Here is a 26,965-nt window from a genome sequence, read left to right as displayed (position 1 = left end):
CAACGTATTCAACTGTTTTTCTTATAATTATCATAAGTTTTATTAATAAATAGGGGGGGTAAAACGAAGTAACATGAAGAGAAGATGAAGAGTTTTATATTTCTTCATCTTCTCTTCATAAAAGTGTACAAATAGCGGAATTATAATTCAACAATTTGAAGTTTTATGCGATTTTGTTATGGAAAAACTCTATAAAACTCTAGTGTTTTAGTGTATAATAAAAACTAATGATTAAAATTTTTTTACTAGACTATGCTACGTTGCGTGAACGCATGATGATGTATTTGCTTATAAATGGCAAATGATTGTCGGGCGAGTGTAACGACAAAGTTGTGTATCGTATATCTATGATTCGTAATGACTAGCATAGGATGAAACAAAGGATACGATTCTCTAATCGTGGGAGTTTACAAAATTGTGAACACAAGTGTTAGAGTTGAAGGATAGTTATGTATGTGGAGGTTGTATGAAATCGAGCCAAATATTTTTAGAATGTGAACGCTTTCTAAAACGAGCATTAAAAGACAAAGGCCAGTATACCAAAGGGGCTGTTATCGCTTTCTTGATTACAGGGGGCATTGGGGTTAGCGTGCCTAGTACGGTACATGCGGTTGTGCCTACCCATTTATTGTGGCAGGCATTTCAGAATATGGGGGTGCTTGGTAGTTATAGTGGTACTACAAGCGCGGAAAAGAATCAAAGTATTCTTAACTCTAAAGTGAAGGATTCCAATATTACATTTAAAGATTTATATGCCCTGCTATACCATGGTCCATTGGCTACTGCCAGTACTCAAACAGGAACAGGACTAACGGTTAACCAAGGATATGTGACATATCAAGGTAGTAATATTGCTGGTGGTGAAGATGTATTTTTAAGAGGTGCAGGGGCCATTGCCTTAGGTGGTAATGCACATGCAGATGGTGTTGGTACATTAGCCTTAGGAGAACGAGCACAAGCTGAAGGATCTGATGCATTGGCTATCGGTTTAACATCAAAAGCCTTAGCCCATGAATCTGTAGCGGTAGGCCACGATGCACGCTCTAAATCTAATTATTCCCTAGCCTTAGGCAGTAATTCTGCTGCTTTAGGACATGGTTCCAATGCAGTTGGTTACAATACAAACGCAGGTAGTACGGCGTCCTTAGCACTTGGTTACAATACATTTGCCAATGCTAGTACTGCGGGTTCCGAGGCATTAGCATCAGCTATTGCTACAAACTCCTCTCGTTTATCTGCAGATACAATGGATAAATTGGGACTATTTAAACTTGCAGAAGTGAATGATAAAGCGGCAGAGGTGGCGTTGAAATCAGCGCGTATCAATCCGGCGACACCGGCTACTAAAATCAAGGAATTAGAAGATGCCTATAACCTTGCTCATCAAAAATATACAGAGGCTAAAACAGCGTTAGAAGGTCAGCAAGATTATATAGACTTAATTAATGACACAGATAATACAAAGTTGAAAACTGCCTTGGATTCAGCAGGCACTGGTGGTATTGGTAAGTTCTTAAATGATAACTTTAATAATAACACGGAACTGAATGATAAAGTTAAGTCCACTGTCAATACAGTAGTGACGACAAAAGGTAGTAACTCCTTAGCCATTGGTAACTTAACTGTAGCCGAAGGCGATGGCAGTATTGCCCAAGGTGTGGCAACGGTGGCTAAAGCAGATGGTAGTATCGCCTTAGGTGCGGCAGCACAAGTTGCTAAAAATGCGAACCAATCCATTGCGGTAGGTGTCGGTGCGCAAGCACATGATGCGCAATCCATTGCGATGGGTGTACAATCGTCTACTTTTGGTACTGGTGACGTTGCTATCGGTAATAGAGCAGAGGTATTAGGAGATAACTCTGTAGGCATTGGTTATCACTCATCTGTATTAGCAGAAAATGGTACGGCTGTCGGTAAATCTACAAAAATTGGAACAGGTTCAGTGAACTCATTATCCATGGGTTTTGCGACCACTGTTGGGAAAAATGCTGTAGATAGTGTTGCTTTAGGTTCACAAGCGAATGTGGCTGATGACAGTAAAGAGTCCATAGCGATTGGTAAATCAGCGCAAGCTTTAGCAAAGAATAGTGTCACATTAGGTGCAAATGCAGCGGTTAATGGGTTAGCTGATAAAAGTATTGCTATCGGTAATAGTAGTTCAACCTATGCAGCTAGCTCTATTGTTATCGGTGATAATGCTAACGTAAGTACAGGCGGTAAGCGATCTATTTCCATCGGTAATGCATCTAGTGTGGTAGGTGCTGATAGCTTGGCATTAGGTACAAGTGCTAAAGCCGATGCAACAGATACCATTGCTATTGGTAATAAAGCAAAGGCTAATAACGATCAAAGTATTGTTATCGGTAAGGATGCTTCTGCTAACCGAAAAAATTCCATTGTATTAGGTACAGGATCCACGGATTACTATCGAGGTATGGCTCCTAAATTAAAAGAGGGCGCCAATCCATATGCAAACTACACAGATCCTACAACAATTTATGAATATGGTGCTAATGGACAACCTATATCTGAAGAACAAGAAGGCGCTAATGTACCATCATTCTTGCCACGTGGCACAGAGATGGGTAAACAACTTCAAAAACTAGATAAATTAAATTTAGGTGTAGTGTCTGTAGGTGGTGGAGAAGTTACAATTCAAGATGATAATGGGGTTGATAAAAAAATTCGTGCATTACGTCGTATCACAAACGTAGCACCAGGTGCCTTAGATACAGACGCAGTAACAGTAGCGCAATTACGTGCATGGCGTGAAACAGATCCTCATTTCTTGTCTGTCAATAATGCAGAAAAAGCGGATGAACGAACAACTTCAACGATAGGTTGGGATGCGTCAGGAAATGCATTAGAAGCTCGTAACTCAAACTATCTTAATGATCAAGCTTTAGGTTCTAATAATATGGCTTTAGGCAAATATGCTAAAGCTGACAGGAGTGCACAATCAGCAATTGCTATCGGTACAGGATCTGGTGCATATGGTCAATACTCTATCGGTCTAGGTACGACTGTATATGCTGGTGGGCTGCAATCTATTGCAATAGGTTCAGTTGCAAAAGCTCGTGGACAGAACTCTATGGCTCTGGGACTAAGTGCTGAGGCTGTTGGCAAAGATGCTATGTCAGTAGGTGCATTATCTAATGCAAGAGCAGAGGGTGCATTAGCGATAGGCGGTAACTCGGATGCTAGAAAAACTGAGTCGATTGCTTTTGGTCGTACTGCATTTGCTAATGGAACAAGTGGTATTGCGATTGGTAAAGCTGCCAAAACTGGTTTAGCTATTGATGATAAAGATAAAGATGTAGCAGATGGCAACTGGACAGGAACTCGTACTGTTGCGATTGGTGAATCTGCAGAAGCAAGACGTGATCAAGATATTGCTATTGGTTATAATTCGGTTACAAAAGGTGGCGATGGTGTATCTATTGGTTCTGTGGCAAAAACTAATGGGGAAAACTCAATTGCTATTGGTTCTAATGCTCTGGTAGAAGTAGCTGAGAATAAACGTGCTGGTACCAATAGTATTGCTATGGGTCGTTATGCAAAAGCCTTAGAAAAAGAAGTCATTGCTATCGGTACAGAGGCTAAAGCAACAGCTGACAGCGGTGTTGCCATTGGTAGAAGTGCTCAGGTTTCAAGCTCCAACAGCGTTGCCTTAGGTAGAGAGGCGAAGGCTCAAGGCGGAAATAGTATTGCTATCGGTTATCAAGCTAGCACTGAATTAGATGGCTCTAATAACTGGCAAGCCGTGGCTATTGGTCAAGGCGCTAAGGCAAAACATCAAAATGCAACAGCTCTTGGCGGATATGCACAAGCCTATGCTCAACATTCTACAGCAGTCGGTGCAGATGCTACAGTTCAAAAAAGTGCAACAGGTGGTGCTTCCTTTGGTAAAGGTGCCACTGTATCTGCCGTGAATGGTCTTGCATTAGGCTATGGCGCGAGTGCATCCGTAGCAGGCTCTGTAGCACTTGGTTCTGAATCTGTAGCAGGTATTGCTGCAGGTGTAAATGGTTGGGATCCAGCTACTAGCCGTAGAAATAATTATGCAAATGCTGTGTCTGGTGCTACAGCCTCCAAATCTGGTTTAGGCTCAGTATCTGTTGGTGCAGCTGACAAGTTACGTCAAATTACTAATTTATCTGCTGGTACTCAGGATACAGATGCAGTGAACGTAGCGCAATTGAAAGCAATGAATTTAAAAATTGCTGGTAACTCAACGGATGCATCGGGTGCTGATGTGCGTTTACATGACCAAACGTTAACTGTACAAGGTGATGGTACATACTTAACATCCACTGCGAATAATAATACAATCACTATGGATTTGACGCAGTCTGCAAAAAATACACTAAACAGTGTGTTTACAACAACTTTCAAAGGCGATAATGATGGTGTAGTAACACCTACCAAAGCGGCACCGCAAGTGGAAGTGACAGGTAGTAAGGCCAATGAAAAATGGGGTTCCGGTGCAGATCGTATGGAAACCAAAAATATTGGAACCTTTGCGGCTGGGAATAAAGTATATATCGGCATGAAATCCGATTTACAATCGCGTAGTTTCAATACGTACAAATATAATGGTGATACGGCTACAACAGAAGCAGGTCCATCTATGTCCTACAATGGCATTAATATGAATGATAAGCCAATCACGAACCTTCAAGCAGGGGTAAATCCTAATGATGCAGTGAATAAATCTCAATTAGATGCGATTACATGGAATTTAGGAGCTAAGGGCGCTGATGGTAATATCAACCGAGTGGCGCCAAGTACTGATACGAATAAACGTATAGACCTAGTAGGAGATGGCGGTATTTCTGTGACGGCTAGTGGTAGCACAGTAACGATTAGTGGTAGCAAAATTTTAGATTCTATGCCAGTAGTGTACACAGATGCAGCAGGCAATCGTGTGTATAAACATACAGATGGAAAGTACTATACAACGGAAAATCCACCGGCTGGTTCAAAACCGGTAGCAGATGTTCAAGCCCGGTTAGTAAACACAGCCCCTGGAGCGGGTAAAACAGCAACAACAGACGCGACTGTATTCAATAATGTTAAGTCTGTCATCGAAAAACAAGGCGTCACTGGTAATACAGCTCCAACGTTTACAGATCGTTTAAGTGTAGCAGCTACGAATAACCCTACGGCCGCGGTGAACGTAAAAGATTTAAATAGTACTGTAGCTGATTTAAAAAATAAAGAACTACATATTACGCCAATGGAGTATACTCCTAAAGCAAATGGTGATGTTACTTTATCCTATTCCGATGGTAATGGAAGCGTTGTACCTAATACAACAGCGACTATCAAAGGTGTAGCGAAAAACGACTTATCTAACATTACAGATGCAGGTAAAAAAGTTATCACTGGTCTAGGCACAACAGTTACTGCTGGTAAAAATATTACGGTAACTACAACCACAGATGACAAAACAGGTCAAAAATCCTATGCCATAGCTGCTGCAGATCAAGTAGAATCTGTTACCACAGCAGCAGCAGAATCTGGTGATGAAAACATTGCTACTGTTTCCATGGTTACTGGAAATGATAAAGACGCCAATGCTCGTTATGGTGTAGGCGTATCTAAGAAAAAAGTAGCCGAAATCGCTCGAGGTGCAGTGGATGTAAAACCTGCTGATGGCTCAGATAATGTTCATGTAACAGCAGACACAACAACAGCTGGTAAAACGATTTACAAAGTATCTGTAGATAAAACAAAATTAGCAGCCGGTACGAATACAACGGTAGGTGGTACGGGTACAGAAACTGATCCATATACAGTTAATGTAGCTGGCGATCTTACTCAGATTACTTCCGTCACAAATGCTGCAGGTAATGGCAAAGTAGCCTTCGGTGCGAATGGAGTAAGTACTTTCAGTAGCGGAACTGCTGGAGATAAGACGGTAACGATCAATGGCAAAGAAGGTAAAGTTATTGTTGGTAATAATGGAAAACCTGTTACCATTGACGGCAGTGAAGGACATATTACTGGTTTACAAAATAAAGATTGGACTGTGGGTACGACAACACCAGTATCTGGCCGTGCAGCCACAGAAGACCAATTAAAGCATGTTAGCGATGCCGTTGTTGATAAAGCTGATAAAACTGCATTATGGGATTTAGGCGTTGTAGCGACTGATGGCACGTCAACAAAAGTAACACCTCAAGCCGTGGAAGGTGACAATAAGCGCATCAACTTGAAAGGTAAAGGTAATGTTACGGTTACTGCAGATGGCAATACGATTACTATTGAAGGGGAAAGCCAAAATGGTATTGTTGTGTACACCGATGCACAAGGTAATCGTTTGTACAAACGTGCCGATGGCAAATTCTATAAATCGAAAGAACCTGTGGCAGGTGAACGTGCTGTACTAGCTAATAATGTACAATCTCGTCTAGTGAATGCGAATGGAGATAGCACTACATCACCAACGGTACTTAATAATGTAAAATCTGCGATTCAAACGCAAGGAGTGGGACCAGATAATCTATCCCCAACATTCTTAGAGCGTTTGGAAGCGGCTGCAAAACCGACTAATAACCCTAACGCTGCGGTCAATGTAAGTGACCTTAAATCTGTAGTAGATGCGGGTATGAAATACGGAGCTAATATCTCTGAAGCCGCTGGCGGTGCTAACCCTGTTACAAATAAATTAGGTAGTACTGTGGCAATCAAAGGTGGCGCTACAGAAACGGATGCTACTAACTTTGATGGAAGCAACGTATTAACGACGGTACAACAAGATAATGGTAATACCACTGTTAACATCAAATTGAAACGTGACTTGGGTAATATCAAATCTATCACTAATGAAGCTGGAAATGGTAAAGTAGCCTTCGGTGCAGATGGTGTCACTACTTTCACAAGTGGTGCAGCGACAGGTGACAAACCTGTTAGCATCGATGGTAAATTAGGTAAAGTTGTTGTTGGCGATGGCGGAAAACCTGTTACCATTGACGGCAGTACAGGTCATGTGACTGGATTGCAAAATACAACTTGGGATGTAACAAATCCTGTATACGTAAGTGGCCGTGCTGCTACAGAAGATCAGTTGAAAACACTAACTACTGAGTTGAATAAAAAATCTAGCACAGATTATCGATTGATTGCAAATCCAGAGGCAAATAGTGGTGGCGCATATACTGTAAGTAATGCAGGTGAAATTGATTTAACTGTAAAAGACGAGATAACAAACGCTACTAATACTGTTAAGTTAAAAGATATCGCATCTAAAACTGCTTTAGACGCATTGGTAGGCCGTAGTATCACTTTAGGTGGGGATAATAACTCTGCTACTGATAAACAAACGTTAGCTAATGATGTAAAATTCAATATCAAAGGTGATACTAACTATATTACGACTACTGCTAAAGGAAGTGATGTAACACTTACTTTCAATGATGCTGGATTGGCGAAAAAAGCTGATGAATGGAAATTAGCGGCGAATGGCACAGTGGTAGATCCAGATAATAAACAAGTTAACCTTGTGAATGGTGATAATATTGCTATTACTAAAGCTGGCAATGGTTCTGTAAAAGTGAGCGCTACAGGATTGGCAAAAGAAGACTTGTCCAACATCACAAATGGTGGTAAGAAAAATATCACTGCTCTAGGAACAGAAATTACAGCAGGCGACCGTGTTACAATAGGAAACCCTACTGTAGATGCTACTACTGGTAAGAAAACGTATACTATTACAGCAGATAAACAAGTGGAATCTGTTGTAAAAGCAACGTTAGCAGATACTACTGATGAAAATATTGCTGAAGTAAGCCCAGTGACTGGTGATCAAGATGCAGCTAACACAAAATATGGTGTAAGTGTATCTAAAAAAGCAGTAGAAAATATTGCTAAAGGTAAAGATATTTCTATTGAAAATAAAGAGTATGAAGTAACTGGCACTGAAGGTAAGGTTGAATTAACATACGTAGATGGCAATGGCAAGGCTATTGCAGACCGTAAAGCAATGATCAAAGGTGTGGCGAAAAATGACTTGACCAACATTACGGATGGTGGTAAAACTATCATCCAAAATGAAGCTAAAAAAGCGGTAAAAGTCATCGATGGTAAGAATACTACTGTACAAGAAGGTACAGATGGCACAGCTAAAACATATGCAGTGGACGTTAAAGGTAATCTAACTGACATTACATCCATAACAAATACCGCAGGTGCTGGCAAAGTAAGCTTTGCTAGTGATGGTATTGTCAAAGTAGATGGCGATCATCCAGTATCTATCGATGGTAAACAAGGCTATGTAACTGGCTTACAAAATACTGACTGGAATGTAAAAAATCCAACAGCTGTATCTGGTCGTGCAGCTACAGAAGATCAGTTGAAAACAGTTAACGATGAAGTGAACAACAAAGCAGATAAAACTGCGTTGTGGGACTTGGCGGTTAGCAACGGGACATCTACAGATAAAGTAGAACCACAAGCAACTGGCACAGAAGGCGAAAACAAACGTATCGTCTTAAAAGGTGAAGATGGTGTTACTGTTAAGCAAGAAAATGGTGTCATCAAAATCGGGGCTCAAAAAGGCGTAGATAATGATACTGTAACAACTGTTACATCTACTGATGGTACTGTCACTGTTGATAATGTAGATGGAAATACACATGCATATGATGTAAAAGTTAATGCTCAAAAATTGGGAGAAGCACAAGCTTTAATCTTTGTAGATGACAAAGGCAAACAAGTGTTTAAACAACCTGATGGCACTTTCAAAAATGCAGATGGCACTAAGTATGAAGGCACTGTTCATACGAAAGTAAATACAGCAGCACCTCAACGTGTAGACAACGTAGGTTCTGCCATTGACGGAGCAAAAGTAACTACTGATGCAGGTCAAGAAAAGCCAGATGCAACGTATTTAGAAAAATTAAATAAAGCTAATGCGGATACACCAAATGCAGCGGTTAACGTTTCTGACCTTAAGAAAACATCCGATGCAAGTATTGCTAAAGCAGTAGAGGATGCTACTACAAAAGGAATGAAATTCCAAGGTAATACAGGGGATGTAATTAGCAAAGAGTTAGGCCAAACGTTAGAAGTTAAAGGTGAAGGAACTGTTGCTGGTAATACAGCAGCCAATAATATTCGTACTAAAAATACTAATGGAGAATTAGAAATTGGTTTAGCAGAATCTTTAACAGGCATCAATTCCATTGCAGGTAAAGGTACAAGTCCATTAACAATTTCCAATGGTGGTACAACATTGACTATCAATGCACCAGAAGGAACAAAACCTGGCACAATCTCCGTTGGTGGTGCAAAAGTTACTGGTGTGGCAAATGGTGAAGCAGAAACAGATGCTGTTAACGTGAGCCAATTGAATGCAGTAGCAGGCAAAGAACTTCACATCAAACCAACAACAGATGCAGAAAAATATGCTGTAGATGAAAATGGTGATGTAACATTAACTTACGTAAATGGGGATGGAAACGCTGTAGCTGATACGAAAGCAGTCATCTCTGGTGTAGCTAAAAATGACTTGTCCAACATCACAGATGCTGGCAAGAAAAACATCACTGCTTTAGGTACAGAAATTGCAGCAGGCGACCGTATTACAGTAGGAGAACCTACTGTAGATAAAAAGACTGGTAAGAAAACATATACTATTTCTGCAGATAAACAAGTAGAATCTGTTGTGAAAGCAACATTAACTGACACAACTGATGAAAATATTGCAGAAGTAAGCCTAGTGACTGGTGATCAAGACGCAGCGAATACAAAATATGGCGTAGCTGTATCTAAAAAAGCCGTGGCTAATATCGCTAAAGATGCAGTAGAAGTAAAAGCTGCAGATGGTGCAGATAATGTTACTGTAGATAAAGATACAACAACAGCTGGTAAAACGATTTACAAAATATCTGTAGATAAAACAAAATTATCTGCTGGGACAAATACAACTGTTAAAGGTGAAGGTACAGACGCTAAACCATACGAAGTAAATGTAACAGGTGATCTTACTAAGATTACATCTATCACTAACACAGATGGCACTGGCAAAGTAAGCTTTGCTGGTGATGGCGTTGTGAAAGTAGATGGTGATAAAGCAGTATCTATTGATGGTAAACAAGGTCAAATTACTGGCTTACAAAATACAACTCTAACTGCCGCAGATTTTGCTAAGGCTAATCGTGCAGCTACGGAAGAACAATTAAAAGCGGTAAAAGACATTGCTGATGCAGCGTCTACAACAGATTATCGTTTAATTGCAAATCCAGTAGAAGGTAGCAATGGTGCGTATAAAGTAGATAATGGAACCATTTCTTTAAAAGTTAAAAATACTAAACAAGCTGATAGTACTCCTGAAACGATTACTATTAACGATGTGGCATCCAAAGAAGCATTAGATACTGTAAAAGCAAATCAATGGGATTTAGCAGTTAGCAATGGTACTGTTACAAATAAAGTAGAACCACAAGCAACTGGCACAGAAGGTGAAAACAAACGTATCGTCTTGAAAGGTGAAGATGGTGTTACTGTTAAGCAAGAAAATGGTGTCATTACAATCGGCGCTCAAAAAGGCGTAGATAATGATACTGTAACAACTGTTACATCTACTGATGGCACTGTCACTGTTGATACTGTAGATGGAAATACACATGCATATGATGTGAAAGTCAATGCTCAAAAATTGGGAGAAGCACAAGCGTTAATCTTCGTAGATGACAAAGGCAAACAAGTGTTTAAACAACCTGATGGCACTTTCAAAAATGCAGATGGCACTAAGTATGAAGGCACTGTTCATACGAAAGTAAATACAGTAGCACCTCAACGTGTAGACAACGTTGGTTCTGCTATTGATCCAGATGGTACAACAACAGATACTACATTCTTGGGTAAATTAACCGAAGCTGCAGCAGATCCAACAAAAGGAAAATCTGCGGTGAACGTATCTGACCTTAAGAAAACATCTGATGCAAGCATTGCTAAAGCAGTCACTGATGCTACAAACAAAGGCATGAAATATGCTGGGGATAATTATAAAGCGGCGACTGCTACAGAAACTGAGCAAAATGGAATCACTAAGAAATTAGGAGAACAATTGCAAATTCTTGGCGGTGCCACAGGAACATTGACTGATAATAATATCGGTGTCAATGCAGATGGCGGTGCGTTGAAAGTTAAATTGGCAGAATCTTTAACAGGCATCAATTCCATTGCAGGTAAAGGTACAAGCCCATTAACGATTTCCAATGGTAATACAACGTTAACGATTAACAATGGCGAAGGAACAAAACCAGGTACAATCTCCGTTGGCGGTGCAAAAATTACTGGTGTGGCAGAAGGTACAGATCCTAAGGATGCAGTTAACGTATCTCAATTAACAAAAACTGTAACTGACTTAAAAGCGAACCTTGGCTGGTACGCAACTTCTGATGTGGCCGATGGTGGTGAACAAGCAACAGGTTCTAATCCAACATCCGAACATGTCACAAACGATAATGAAGTAGCTTTCATCGCTGGTAAAAACCTAAAAATCAAACAAGATGGCAAAAACTTCACATATAGCCTAAACGATTCTATTACTAAGTTGTCGAAAGTAGAAGTGACGAAAGAAGGAGAAGGTACGACGACGATCACTCCTGGTAAAGTGACAACTACGGATGGCACAACAACGACGGTAACAGGTCCAGAGGGAATCACGATTAAGCCATCCGCAGGTACAACAACTACGGTATCCTTAACGAAAAATGGCTTAGATAATGGCGGTAATAAAATTACCAATGTATCTAAAGGCGTAGGTGATTCTGATGCTGTTAACGTAAAACAATTGAACGATGAAGTTGGCAAAGCGAAAACAACTGTAACGGTTAATAATGAAGGTAAAGATGCTAATAAAAATCTTTCCTTAACTAAAACTACAGCAACCGATGGACATACTAACTATGACGTTCGTTTAGCTGACAAGGTGACATTAGGCACTGAAACAGCTAAACAAGTCACAATGGATGGTACAGCAGGTACTGTAACAGCAGGCTCCGGTGACAACATTGTGAAAGTAGACGGTACAAATGCTAGCGTAACAGCTGGTACTGGTACTAACGCTGTGAAAGTTGACGGATCTAAAGGTCAATTAACAGCAGCAGGTGTTGTAGTAGGTAACCAAACAGTGACTCCAAGTACAACTGGTGTAGCTCCTACAACAGGTGGTACATCTGAAACTGGCAACTATGTAACAGGTCTTGGTAACACAACATGGAATGTAACAAATCCTACATATGTATCTGGTCGTGCCGCTACAGAAGATCAATTAAAAACTGTTACTGATACTGTGAACAACAAAGCAGATAAAACTGCATTGTGGGACTTGGCTGTTAAATCAGGCAATACTATCACAAATGTAACACCACAAGATGGTGCACAAGCAACGGATAACAAACGAATTGCTATCGAAGGTACTGGTGGTGTTACTGTTAGCCAAGAAAATGGTGTGATCAAAATCGGCGCTGAAAAAGGCGTAGATAATGACACAATCACAACTGTAAAATCCTCTGACGGTACTATTACCGTTGATAATGTAGACGGAAACACACATGCATATGATGTGAAAGTAAACACAGATAAAGTTAGCGAAACACAAGCTTTCATCTATGTTGACAAAGATGGCAACCAAGTATTTAAACATGCAGACGGTAAGTTCTACAACGATAAAGGTATCGAGTATACAGATACTGTTCATACGAAAGTAAATACAACAGTACCGCAACGTGTAGACAACGTAGGCTCTGCAATTGATGGAGCAAAAGTAACTACTGATGCAGGTCAAGAAAAACCAGACGCAACGTATTTAGAAAAATTAGAAGTTGCAGCGAAAGATCCTGTAACAGGAACATCTGCTGTTAACGTATCTGACCTTAAGAAAACGTCTGATGCAAGTATTGCCAAAGCAGTCAAAGATGCAGCAGGTAATGAACTTCATATCAAACCAACAACAGATACAGAAAAATACACTGTAGATGCTAATGGTGATGTAACATTAACCTATGTAAATGGTAATGGTGAAGCTGTAGCTGATACTAAAGCTGTTATCTCTGGTGTAGCGAAAAATGACTTATCCAATATTACAGATGGTGGTAAAAAAGTTATTACTGGTTTAGGAACAAAAATCCAAGCTGGCGAAGGTATTTCTGTTGGAACACCAACTGTAGATGAGAAAACTGGTCAAACGACATATACTATTTCTGCTGACAAACAAGTAGAATCTGTTACTAAAGCACTTGCTGAAACTGGTGATGAAAATATCGCTACTGTAACTATGATGGATGGTACAACAGATAAAACAGCTAATGCTCGTTATGGTGTAGGCGTATCTAAAAAAGCAGTTGCCAATATCGCTAAAGATGCAGTAGAAGTAAAAGCTGCGGATGGAGCAGATAATGTTACTGTAGATAAAGATACAAATACAGAGGGTAAAACGATCTACAAAGTATCTGTAGCTAAAACAAAATTAGTAGCTAGTACAAATACAACTGTTGAAGGTGAAGGTACAGAAGCTAAGCCATACAAAGTTAAGGTAGCGGGTGATCTTACTAAGGTTACATCTATCACTAATACAGATGACACTGGCAAAGTGACATTTGATAACAATGGCGTTGTGAAGGTAGATGGTGCTAAAGCGGTATCCATTGACGGTAAACAAGGTCAAATCACTGGTTTACAAAATACAACGTTAGATGTAGCAGGTTTTGGTACATCTAATCGTGCAGCCACGGAAGAACAATTAAAAGCGGTAAAAGACATTGCTGACGCAGCGTCTACAACAGATTTCCGCTTGATTCCAAATCCGGATGCAGGTACTGATGGTGTATATAAACCAAATGATGGAACGATTGCTTTAAAAGTTAAGGATACTAAACAACCTAATAGTACTCCTGAAACGATTACTATCAACGATGTGGCATCTAAACAAGTATTAGATGAAGTGAAAGCAAATCAATGGGATTTGGCAGTAAACAACGGTACATCTATAGATAAAGTAGATCCACAAGCAACTGGTACAGAAGGCGAAAATAAACGAATCACCCTTAAAGGTAGCGGTGCTGTAAAAGTTACTCAAGAAAATGGGGTCATCACAATCGGAGCTGAAAAAGGCGTGGATAACGATACGATTACAACAGTATCCAATGCCGATGGTACAGTTACAGTGACTCCATCTACAGCAGATGCACACGCTTATGATGTGAAAGTAAATAAACAAGCTGTTGTTGACGGCGCTCAATTACCAGTTGTATATACAACAAAAGACGGTAAAAAAGTAACCATCGATAAAGATGGCAAGTTCCATACAGCAGATGGCGTAGAAGTAGCACCAGAAAATGTGGAAACACGAGTTCAATCGGCTGCGAAAGATACAACAAAAGGAGATACAATCCTTAATAACGTAGGCTCTGCCATTGCTAATACAAATGTTCCAGAAGGTGCAGGAAATAAACAAAATCCAACATTCCTAGAACGTTTAGCAGAAGCGGCAAAAGAGGGTAACCATCCAAATGCAGCAGTTAATGTATCTGATCTTAAACAAACAGCTGACGCTGTCACTGCAAAAGTGATCGATAAAGGTATGCAATATGGTGCAAACCTTTCTGCGAAAACTGGTGGGGATAAAGTTGTAACTAATAAACTTGGCTCTACGGTAAACATTGTAGGTAGTGCAGATGTCACCAATGCGACAGAAGCAGATAAACAATACGATGGTAAAAACGTATTAACATCTATCGAACAAGATGCTGACGGCAACACAACAGTAACTGTGAAGTTGAATAAAGATTTAACATCTAAATCCTTAACAACCAATACAGTGACTGTAAAAGGCGAACCAGGCGCTAACGGTCAAGATGGCAGGGATGCGGTAGTGACTGTAGGTGAAAAAGGTGAACCAGGCAAAGATGGTTCTGATGGTAAAATCGGAGTGAACGGTAAAGACGGATCTGCTGTTGTGATTAACGGCAAAGATGGATCTATCGGAATGAACGGTAAAGATGGTGCAAACGGTCTTACTATGAAAGGTGACAAAGGTGCGGTTGGATTAGACGGCACAGATGGCGCTAACGGTAAAGATGGTATGACTCGTATCGTGTATGAAACGAAACATACAAATCCTGACACTGGCAAAGAAACCATCGTAAAACATGAAGTAGCTACGATGGATGACGGTCAAAAATATAGTGGTGATAACTATGAACCAGCGACTGCAACCAAAGCAGAAGAGAATGTAATCAATAAAAAACTAAACGAACGTTTAGAAATTGTTGGTGGCGCAGCTAAAGACAAATTGACTAACAACAACATCGGAGTTAATGCAGATGGCGGTAAGTTGAAAGTTCAATTATCAGACTCTTTAACAGGCATCAATTCCATTGCGGGTAAAGGTACGAGCCCATTAACTATTTCCAACGGTGGAACAACATTGACTATTAATGCGGGTGAAGGCACAAACGCAGGTACAATCTCCGTTGGCGGTGCTAAAATTACTGGCGTGGCAGAAGGTACGGATGGTACGGATGCTGTTAATGTAAACCAATTAAATGCAGTAGCCGGCAAAGAACTTCACATCAAACCAACAACAGATACAGAAAAATACACTGTAGATGCTAATGGTGATGTGACATTAACCTATGTAAATGGTAATGGTGAAGTTGTAGCTGATACTAAAGCTGTGATCTCTGGTGTAGCGAAAAATGATTTATCCAATATTACAGATGCAGGTAAAAAAGTTATCACTGGCTTAGGAACAAAAATCCAAGCTGGCGAAGGTATTTCTGTTGGCACACCAGCTGTAGACGAGAAAACGGGTCAAACGACATATACTATTTCTGCAGACAAACAAGTAGAATCTGTTACTAAAGCAGATGCTGAAACTGGTGATGAAAATATCGCTACTGTAACTATGATGGATGGTACAACAGATAAAACAGCTAATGCTCGTTATGGTGTAGGCGTATCTAAAAAAGCAGTTGCCAATATCGCTAAAGATGCAGTAGAAGTAAAAGCTGCGGATGGAGCAGATAATGTTACTGTAGATAAAGATACAAATACAGAGGGTAAAACAATCTACAAAGTATCTGTAGCTAAAACAAAATTAGTAGCTGGTACAAATACAACTGTTGAAGGTGAAGGTACAGAAGCTAAGCCATACAAAGTAAACGTAACAGGCAACTTAGGTAACATTTCTTCCATTACGAATGGAGCTGGATCTGGTAAAGTAACATTCGATAACAATGGTGTTGTGAAAGTAGATGGCGATCATCCAGTATCTATTGACGGTAAACAAGGCTATATAACTGGTTTACAAAATACGGAATGGAATGTAAAAAATCCAACAGCTGTATCTGGTCGTGCAGCCACAGAAGATCAGTTGAAAGCAGTTAACGATGAAGTTAATAACAAAGCAGATAAAACTGCATTGTGGGATTTAGCTGTTAACAATGGTACATCTACAGATAAAGTAGACCCACAAGCAACTGGTACAGAAGGCGAAAATAAACGAATTACTCTTAAAGGTAGCGGTTCAGTAAAAGTTACTCAAGAAAACGGTGTCATCACAATCGGTGCTGAAAAAGGTACTGATAATGATACGATTACAACAGTATCCAATGCAGATGGTACGGTTACCGTGACACCATCTACAGCAGATGCACATGCTTACGATGTGAAAGTAAATAAACAAGCTGTTGTTGACGGTGCTCAATTACCTGTTGTATATACAACAAAAGACGGTAAAAAAGTAACCATAGATAAAGATGGCAAGTTCCATACAGCAGATGGCGCAGAAGTAGCACCAGAAAATGTGGAAACACGAGTTCAATCTGCTGCGAAAGATACAACAAAAGGAGATACCATCCTTAATAACGTAGGCTCTGCCATTGCTAATACAAATGTTCCAGAAGGTGCAGGAAATAAACAAAATCCAACATTCTTAGAACGTTTAGCAGAAGCGGCGAAAGAGGGCAACCATCCAAATGCAGCTGTTAACGTATCCGACCTTAAAAACGCAGCTGATGAAGTTGTGGCAAAAGGCATGAAATACGGTGCTAATCTTCCTGCGAAAACTGGTGGAGATAAAGTTGTAACTAACAAACTTGGATCCACTGTGAATATCGTAGGTAGTGCAGATGTAACTAATGCAACAGAAGCAGATAAACAATACGATGGTAAAAACGTATTAACATCTATCGAACAAGATACTGACGGCAATACAACAGTAACTGTGAAGTTGAACAAAGATTTAACATCTAAATCTGTAACAACTAACACGGTAACTGTAAAAGGTGAAGACGGCAAAGACGGCAAACCAGGCAAAGATGCAGTAGTGACTGTCGGTGAAAAAGGTGCAGATGGTAAAGATGGCTCTAACGGTACTATCGGTGTGAACGGTAAAGACGGTTCTGCAGTTGTCATCAACGGTAAAGATGGCTCTATCGGCTTGACTGGTCCGAAAGGAGCAGATGGTGCACCAGGTAAATCCATCAATATCGGTATGAAAGATGGCTACAATGGTCAAGATGGAGCTGATGGCGTTCCAGGCGTTCGTGGCGAAAAAGGTGTTGACGGCAAGGACGGCATCACTCGTATCGTATACACAGAAGGCGATAAAGAATATCAAGTAGCTACTATGGATGATGGCTTACGTTTCACTGGTAACAATTCTGATACAGAAAACAAACATCGCTTGAATACATTAGTGAACATCATTGGTGAAGGTGTTGCGAAAGAACAAGTAGATGGATTCCAATCTGCAAGTGGCAATATCTTAGTCGCCGCTGATGGTAAAACAACATTGACTGTAAAAATGAACAAAAACCTTGCTAATATCAGTAGCATTACTAATGCAGCAGGTAATGGTAAAGTTGAGTTCAAAGACAATGGCGTGGCTACTTTCAGTAGCGGCAACAACGATGCTAATGGTACAGATACACCTGTTGTTATCAATGGTAAAGATGGTAAAGTTACAACAGGAACTGTAGGCTTTGACGGTAAAGCAGGAACTGTGAAAGCTAACGATATTACAGTTGGTAAACAATCTGTAACACCAGGTGAGAATGGTGTAGCGCCTGCAACTGGTGGAACACCGACAGAAGGCAACTTCATTACTGGTTTAGATAACAAAGACTGGAATGTGGCAAGTCCTAGCTATGTATCTGGCCGTGCAGCAACGGAAGATCAATTGAAAAAAATCTCCGAAGCTATTACTGCTAAATCTGGCAGCGACTATCGTTTAGTGGTGAATCCAACAGCTGGTTCTGAAGGTAAATATACAGTAGGCGATGACAATACTGTTAAGTTAACAGTAGAAGATGCTGCGGATACTAATCATAAAACTGAAGTTACTATTGCAGGCATTGCTAAATCTAGTGATTTGTCAGACTTGAAATCCAAGGTAGACAACACCATTGCTCTTGGCGATGATACGGCTACTGGTACAACAACGGCTAAATCATTGAAAGATGGCAATGTGAAATTCAATATCAAAGGTGATGGCAACTACATTAGTACAGCTGCTAATGGCGATGATGTAACAGTATCCTTGAACACGAAACAAGTGGCACAAGACCAAGCCTTGATTTACGTAGATAACGCTGGTAAGCAAGTATTCAAACAACCAGATGGTACTTTCAAAAATGCAGATGGTACTAAGTATGAAGGTGATGTTCATACGAAAGTGAATACACCGGAGGCAAAACGCGTAGATAATGTAGGTTCTGCTATCGATACGACTGTAGTGAAAGATGCGACAAATCAACCAAAACAAGATGCAACGTATCTTGAAAAATTAGAAGCCGCAGCGAAAGACCCTGTAACAGGTAAATCTGCAGTTAACGTATCTGACCTTAAAAATGCGTCTGACGCAAGTATTGCTAAAGCAGTGACTGATGCGACAGATAAAGGCATGAAATACGGTGCTAACCTTCCTGCGAAAACTGGTGGAGATAAAGTTGTAACTAACAAACTTGGATCCACTGTGAATATCGTAGGTAGTGCCGATGTAACAAATGCTAGCGAAGCAGATAAACAATACGATGGTAAAAACGTATTAACATCTATCGAGCAAGATGCTGACGGCAACACAACCGTAACTGTGAAGTTGAACAAAGATTTAACATCTAAATCCTTAACAACCAATACAGTGACTGTGAAAGGTGAACCAGGCGCTAACGGTCAAGACGGCAGAGATGCAGTCGTGACTGTAGGCGAAAAAGGAGAACCAGGTGTAACGGGTAAAGATGGTTCTAACGGTACAATCGGCGTCAACGGTAAAGACGGCTCTGCAGTTGTGATCAACGGTAAAGACGGCTCTATCGGTATGAATGGTAAAGATGGTGCAAACGGTCTTACTATGAAAGGCGACAAAGGTGCAGTTGGTTTAGACGGCACAGATGGAGCTAACGGTAAAGACGGTATGACTCGTATCGTATATGAAACGAAACATACAAACCCTGACACTGGCAAAGAAACTATCGTAAAACATGAAGTAGCTACGATGGATGACGGTCAAAAATACAGCGGCGACAACTACGAAGCAGCGACTGCAACTGAAGCAGAAGCGAATGTGATCAACAAAAAACTAAACGAACGTTTAGAAATTGTTGGTGGCGCTGACAAAGCTAAATTGACTGACAATAACATTGGCGTGAATGCTAAAGATGGCAAGTTGAAAGTACAATTAGCTAGCGAGTTAACAAACATCAACTCCATCACTAATGGTGCAAACTCTGGCAAAGTTGAGTTCGGTGCAGATGGTGTAACTACGTTCAGTAGTGGCGCAGCAGCTGGCGATAAAACTGTGACAATCGACGGCAAAGCTGGTAAAGTGACTGTTGGCAACAACGGTAACCCAATTGCTATTAATGGTTCTGTAGGTGATATCACTGGTTTGACAAATACAACGTTAACAGGACCAGACTTTGGTACTAAAGGTCGTGCGGCTACGGAAGAACAGTTGAAATTAATCCAAGGTCAATTGGGCACTGGCAACTTGTCCTTCGGTGCTAACCTACCTGCCAAAGCTGGTGGTAAAAAAGTCGTTGAAAATGCTCTTGGTTCCACTGTGAACATCGTTGGTACTGCCAATGTAACAGCAGATGACAACTACGATGGCAACAACGTAGTGACAACTGTTGAAAAAGGTACTGATGGCAATAGCACGGTAACTATCAAGTTGAACAAAGACTTAACATCTAAATCTGTAACAACTAACACGGTAACTGTAAAAGGTGAACCAGGCGCTAACGGTCAAGACGGCAAAGATGCAGTAGTGACTGTCGGTGAAAAAGGTGAACCAGGTGCAGAAGGCAAACAAGGTAAACCAGGTTCTGACGGTGTTATCGGTGTGAACGGTAAAGACGGTTCTGCAGTTGTGATTAACGGTAAAGACGGCTCTATCGGTTTGACTGGCCCTAAAGGTGAAAATGGTAATAGTGTAGTCATCAATGGTAAAGATGGTAAAATCGGAGCTAAAGGTGAAGACGGAAAATCTGTTGTCATCAACGGTAAAGACGGCACAATCGGCTTAACGGGCCCGAAAGGTGCTGATGGTGCACCAGGTAAATCCTTAGATATCGGCATGAAAGATGGCTATAATGGTCAAGATGGTGCTGATGGAGTTCCGGGCGTTCGTGGTGAAAAAGGTGTTGACGGTAAAGACGGCATCACTCGTATCGTATACACAACGAAAGAAGTTGACCCAGTAACGAAAGTTGAAAAAGTAGTAGAACGTCAAGTAGCTACTATGGACGACGGCTTACAATTTACTGGTAATAACACTGACACTGTGAATAAACATCGCTTGAACACATTGGTGAACATCGTTGGTGAAGGTGTTGCTAAAGATCAAGTAGATGGATTCCAATCTGCAAGTGGCAATATCTTAGTCGCAGCTAATGGTACAACAACATTGACTGTAAAAATGAACAAAAACCTTGCTAATATCAGCAGCATTACTAATGCAGCAGGCAATGGCAAAGTTGAGTTCGGTGCAGATGGGTCGACTACTTTCAGTAGCGGAGCAGCAGACGATAAAACTGTTACTATCAACGGCAAAGATGGCAAGGTAACAAGTGGAGAATCTACTCTAGATACAACAGGATTGACTGTAAAAGATGGCGCTAAGGAAACGAAAGTGACTAATGCAGGTACTGTTGTCAAAGACGGTGCTAACGAATCTAAAGTGACTAGCGCAGGTGCTACTTTCACAGATGGTGCAAACACAACTAGCGTGGCACCGACAGTAGTTCGTGTGAACGGTATGAATGGTACAGATGGCACAGTGACTAACGGCGTAGTGATTGGTAAACAATCTGTAACACCAGCAGAAACTGTTCCTACACCAGGTAAAGTTATCGCACCAGAAGAAGGTAACTTCATCACTGGTTTAGATAACAAAGCTTGGGATGTAACAAATCCAACATTTGTATCTGGCCGTGCAGCAACGGAAGATCAATTGAAATCTGCTACAACAGGTTTAGTAGACAAAGGTTTAGTCTTCGATGCAAACACTGGAGGAGCGAAAACAAATAAACTTGGCTCTACTGTGAAAATCCAAGGTACTGCGGAAATTCCAGCAGGTGCTACGGATGCAGATAAAAACTACGACGGTAAAAACGTATTAACATCTATCGAACAAGATCCAACTACTGGCAACACAACGGTAACTGTGAAATTGAACAAAGATTTAACATCTAAATCTGTAACAACTAATACGGTAACTGTAAAAGGTGAACCAGGTGCCAACGGTCAAGACGGCAAAGATGCAGTAGTGACTGTCGGTGAAAAAGGCGAAGCAGGTAAAGATGGCTCTAATGGTTCTATCGGCGTAAATGGTAAAGACGGCTCCGCAGTTGTAATCAACGGCAAAGACGGATCTATCGGCATGAATGGTAAAGATGGTGCTAATGGTCTTACTATGAAAGGCGACAAAGGTGCAGTTGGTTTAGACGGCACAGATGGAGCTAATGGCAAAGACGGTATGACTCGTATCGTATATGAAACGAAACATACAGATCCTAAAACAGGTGCAGAAACTACTGTTAAACATGAAGTAGCTACGATGGATGACGGTCAAAAATACAGCGGTGATAACTACGAAGCAGCGACTGCAACCACAGTAGAAGCGAATGTGATCAACAAAAAACTAAACGAACGTTTAGAAATCGTTGGTGGTGCAGACAAAGCTAAATTGACTGACAACAATATCGGCGTGAATGCGAAAGATGGTAAGTTAAAAGTTCAATTAGCTAGCGAGTTAACAAACATCAACTCCATTACTAATGGTGCAAACTCTGGTAAAGTTGAGTTCGGTGCAGATGGCGTAACTACTTTCAGTAGCGGTGCAGCAGCTGGAGATAAAACTGTCACAATCGACGGTAAAGCTGGTAAAGTCACTGTTGGCAACAACGGTAAACCAATTGCTATTGATGGTTCTGTAGGTGATATCACTGGTTTAACGAATACAACGTTGGATGCAGCTGACTTCGCAACAAAAGGCCGTGCAGCTACGGAAGAACAATTGAAAGTAATTCAAGGTCAAATTGGTACAGGCAAATTGTCCTTCGGTGCGAACCTTCCTGCCACAGCTGGTGGTAAAAAAGTTGTTGAAAATGCTCTTGGTTCCACTGTGAACATCGTTGGTACGGCTAATGTAACAGCAGATGACAACTACGATGGCAACAACGTAGTGACAACTGTTGAAAAAGGAACTGACGGCAATAGCACAGTAACAATCAAGTTGAATAAAGATTTAACATCTAAATCCTTAACAACGAATACTGTGACTGTAAAAGGTGAAGACGGCAAAGACGGAAAACCTGGCACAGATGCAGTAGTGACTGTGGGTGAAAAAGGTGAACCAGGCGTAGCAGGTAAAGATGGTAAACCAGGTTCTGACGGTGTTATCGGCGTCAACGGCAAAGACGGCTCTGCAGTTGTGATCAACGGCAAAGATGGCTCTATCGGTTTGACTGGCCCTAAAGGTGAAAATGGTAATAGCGTAGTCATCAATGGTAAAGATGGTAAAATCGGTGCCAAAGGTGAAGACGGTAAATCTGTTGTCATCAACGGTAAAGACGGCACAATCGGCTTAACGGGGCCGAAAGGTGCTGACGGAAAACCAGGCAAATCCTTAGATATCGGCATGAAAGATGGCTACAATGGTCAAGATGGTGCTGATGGAGTTCCAGGCGTTCGTGGTGAAAAAGGTGTTGACGGTAAAGACGGCATCACTCGTATCGTATACACAACGAAAGAAATTGACCCAGCGACGAATACTGAAAAAGTAGTAGAACGTCAAGTGGCTACTATGGACGACGGCTTACGTTTCGCTGGTAATAACTCTGACACTGTGAATAAACATCGCTTGAACACATTGGTGAATATCGTTGGTGAAGGTGTGACGAAGGAAGCGGCTAAAACATTTGCATCCGCTGAGGGTAATATCTTAGTAGAAGCAGATGGTAAAGATGCGTTGACACTTCGCTTGAACAAACATCTAAACTTAACGAATACTGGCTCCATGACAGTAGGCAACTCTGTGGTGAACAACGCAGGCTTAACTGTGAAAGACGGTGCTAACGAATCCAAAGTAGGTAGCACAGGTGCGACTTTCACAGACGGTACTAATACGACTGAAGTGGCACCGACAGTAGCCCGTGTGAATGGCGTGAAAGATGCAACAGGCGCTGTCACTGGTGGTGTTGTGATTGGTAAACAATCTGCTACACCAAGTACAGATGGTAAAACTCCAACAGCTACAGACGCTGCGGCAGAAGGAAACTTTATCACAGGTCTTGAAAATAAAGATTGGAGCGTAACAGATCCGAAATTTGTATCTGGCCGTGCAGCTACAGAAGATCAGTTGAAAACTGTATCTGATGCAGCGAAAGCAGTAGCGAATAACACAATCCAATTCGGTGCGGACAATGCGTCTAAAACAGATACACAAGCCTTGAATAAAGAAGGCGGTATCGCTTTTAATATCACTGGTGGCGCAGATAAAACTAAATTATCTGATAACAATATCGGCGTGAATGCGAACGGTTCTACTGTGGAAGTGAAATTGGCGAAAGAATTGACAGGCTTAACAAGCGCTGAATTTACGAACGCTGATGGTAAAACGATAACGAAAGTAGAGGCTGGCAAAGTAACGACGACTGATGGTACGACCACAACGGTGACAGGCCCTAACGGTATCACAATTAGCCCATCGAAAGGTACAGGTCCTAGCGTATCCTTAACAAATGCTGGCTTAAACAATGGTGGTAATAAAATCACGAATGTAGTGGCTGGTACAGATGATACGGATGCGGTTAATGTGAAACAGTTAAAAGATGAAGTTGGCAAAGCGAAAACAACTGTGTCTGTAAACGGTGAAGACAAAGATGTAAATAAAAATCTTTCCTTAACGGTGACAACAGCGAAAGATGGTCATAATAACTATGATATTCGCTTAGCTGACAAAGTGACATTGGGTACGGATACTACGAAACAAGTGACAATGGATGGCACAGCAGGTACCGTGACAGCGGGCACTGGTGATAACATTGTGAAAGTAGACGGTACGAATGCGACTGTGACAGCAGGTACTGGCACGAATACTGTGAAAGTAGATGGTGGTAAAGGTCAAGTGGTAGCTTCTGGCGTGACCGTAGGTAAACAATCTGTAACACCAAGTGCGGATGGTACAACACCGGCGGCTGATGCAACAGCGACAGAAGGCAACTTCATCACTGGCTTGGATAACAAAACTTGGGATGTAACAAATCCAACATTTGTATCTGGCAGATCAGCGACAGAAGACCAATTGAAATCTGCTACGACTGGTTTAGTGGACAAAGGCTTAGTCTTTGATGCAAACACTGGCGGAGCGAAAACAAATAAACTTGGCTCTACAGTGAAAATCCAAGGTACTGCGGAAATTCCAGCAGGTGCTACGGATGCAGACAAAAACTACGACGGTAAAAACGTATTAACATCCATTGAACAAGATGGACAAGGCAATACAACAGTAACCGTGAAGTTGAACAAAGATTTAACATCTAAATCCGTTACAACTAACACGATCACTGTAAAAGGTGAAGACGGTAAAGACGGCAAACCTGGCACAGATGCAGTGGTAACAGTAGGTGAAAAAGGTGCACCAGGTGCTAACGGCAAAGATGGTAAACCAGGTTCTGATGGTATCATCGGCGTGAACGGTAAAGACGGCTCTGCAGTTGTGATCAACGGCAAAGACGGATCTATCGGCTTGAACGGTAAAGATGGTAAAAATGGTCTTTCTATTAAAGGCGACAAAGGTGTTGTTGGTGTAGACGGCACAGATGGCGCTAATGGTAAAGACGGTATGACTCGTATCGTATATGAAACGAAACATCCGGATCCTAACAATGCTGGTAAAGAAGTTGTAGTAAAACATGAAGTAGCTACGATGGACGACGGCATGAAATATGCTGGTGATGATGCACAAGGCACTGACAAATCCAAAGTGATTGCTAAGAAATTAAACCAAACGGTAGATATTATTGGTGGTGCAGCTAAGGATAAATTAACGGACAACAACATTGGTGTAAACAATGTGGATGGCAAGTTAAAAGTACAATTAGCTAGTGATTTAACAAGCATCAACTCCATTACAAATAAAGAAAACAACGGCAAAGTTGAGTTCAAAGATAAGGGAGTGACTACTTTCAGTGGTGGCAAAGCTGACGATAAAGCAGTATCCATTGACGGAAAACAAGGATTTGTAACAGGCTTGCAAAACAAAGACTGGAATGTAGCAAAACCAACTGTTGTATCTGGCCGTGCAGCGACGGAAGATCAATTGAAAGTGGTTAGCGACCGTTTGGCAGAGGCTCGTAAATTCACAGGCGATAACAAAGATGTGACGGCTGTGGTTGGCCTTGGCGAAGTATTGAATATCAATGGTGGCGCAGATGCGGCTAAGTTGACTGACAATAATATCGGCGTCATTGCGAAGGAAGCTGTTAAAAATGCAGATGGAACGGTGAAAACACCGGCGTCCATGACAGTTAAGTTGGCGAAAAACGTTCACATGGGTGATGGTTCTACCGATTATACAGGCGTATTTAAACCTACTTTCATCGACAAAGATGGCAAGGTGAAACCTGTAATCGATGAGAAAACAGGTAAACCGGCAACATTTAATACATCTGTGAAACATGACGGATCAGGCAGTGAATACACTGTATATCGTCCTGGCAAAGATGGTAAACCTGAACCGGCGATTACGACGAATGTGACACCATTGGGTGTGGTGATTGAATCCAACAATGCTAATGGCAAAGCGAACCCTCCTGTGACATTGACAGCAAATGGCTTAGATAACGGCGGCAACCGCATTCTGAATGTGGCACCTGGTATCAATGGCACTGATGGTGTAAACGTTGATCAGTTGAAAGCTACAGCGAACAATGTTCTGAACCAAGCGACTGGCGAAGCTTATAAAGCTGGTGCGAAAGCAGCCGCTTTAGCAGCGTTGAAACCATTACAATATGACCCATTAGAACCGACACAAATCATGGCGGGCATTGGTAATTATCGTAATGAAACAGCAGCGGCTATTGGCCTTGCACATTACACGCAAGAAGCGACTATGTTCCACGTAGGTGTTACATTAGGTCAACATCAAAATATGGTGAATGCTGGCGTGACTCATAAATTTGGCTGGAGTCCAGAAGAAAAAGCAATTCCTGAACGTTATAAAGCGGGTCCGATCTCCTCTGTATATGTAATGCAAGATGAAGTATCTGCATTGAAACAAGAGAACGAACGCACGAAAGTAGCGTACGAACAAGTATTGGTAGATAATGCAAATATCAAAGCAGAAAACCAAGAAATGAAGGAATCTTACAACAAAATGGCTCAAGACAATGAAGAAATGAAAGCACAAATCAAAATGTTGATGCAGGCTATGGGAATGAAATAA

Annotated in this window: 1 protein-coding gene; it reads left to right on the top strand. The window is 41.2% G+C overall.

All coding sequences use genetic code 11. The features are described from left to right. Window positions 1–466 precede the first annotated feature (466 nt). Window positions 467–26,965, top strand: a complete 26,499-nt coding sequence (locus EO115_RS05165; protein ID WP_126937917.1) for a YadA-like family protein — start codon at window positions 467–469, stop codon at window positions 26,963–26,965.

The organism is Veillonella sp. CHU740, from assembly GCF_003992055.1.
Lineage (GTDB): Bacteria > Bacillota > Negativicutes > Veillonellales > Veillonellaceae > F0422.
The sequence above is the reverse complement of the archived record's forward strand: the minus strand, read 5'-3'. Positions and strand labels throughout refer to the sequence as shown.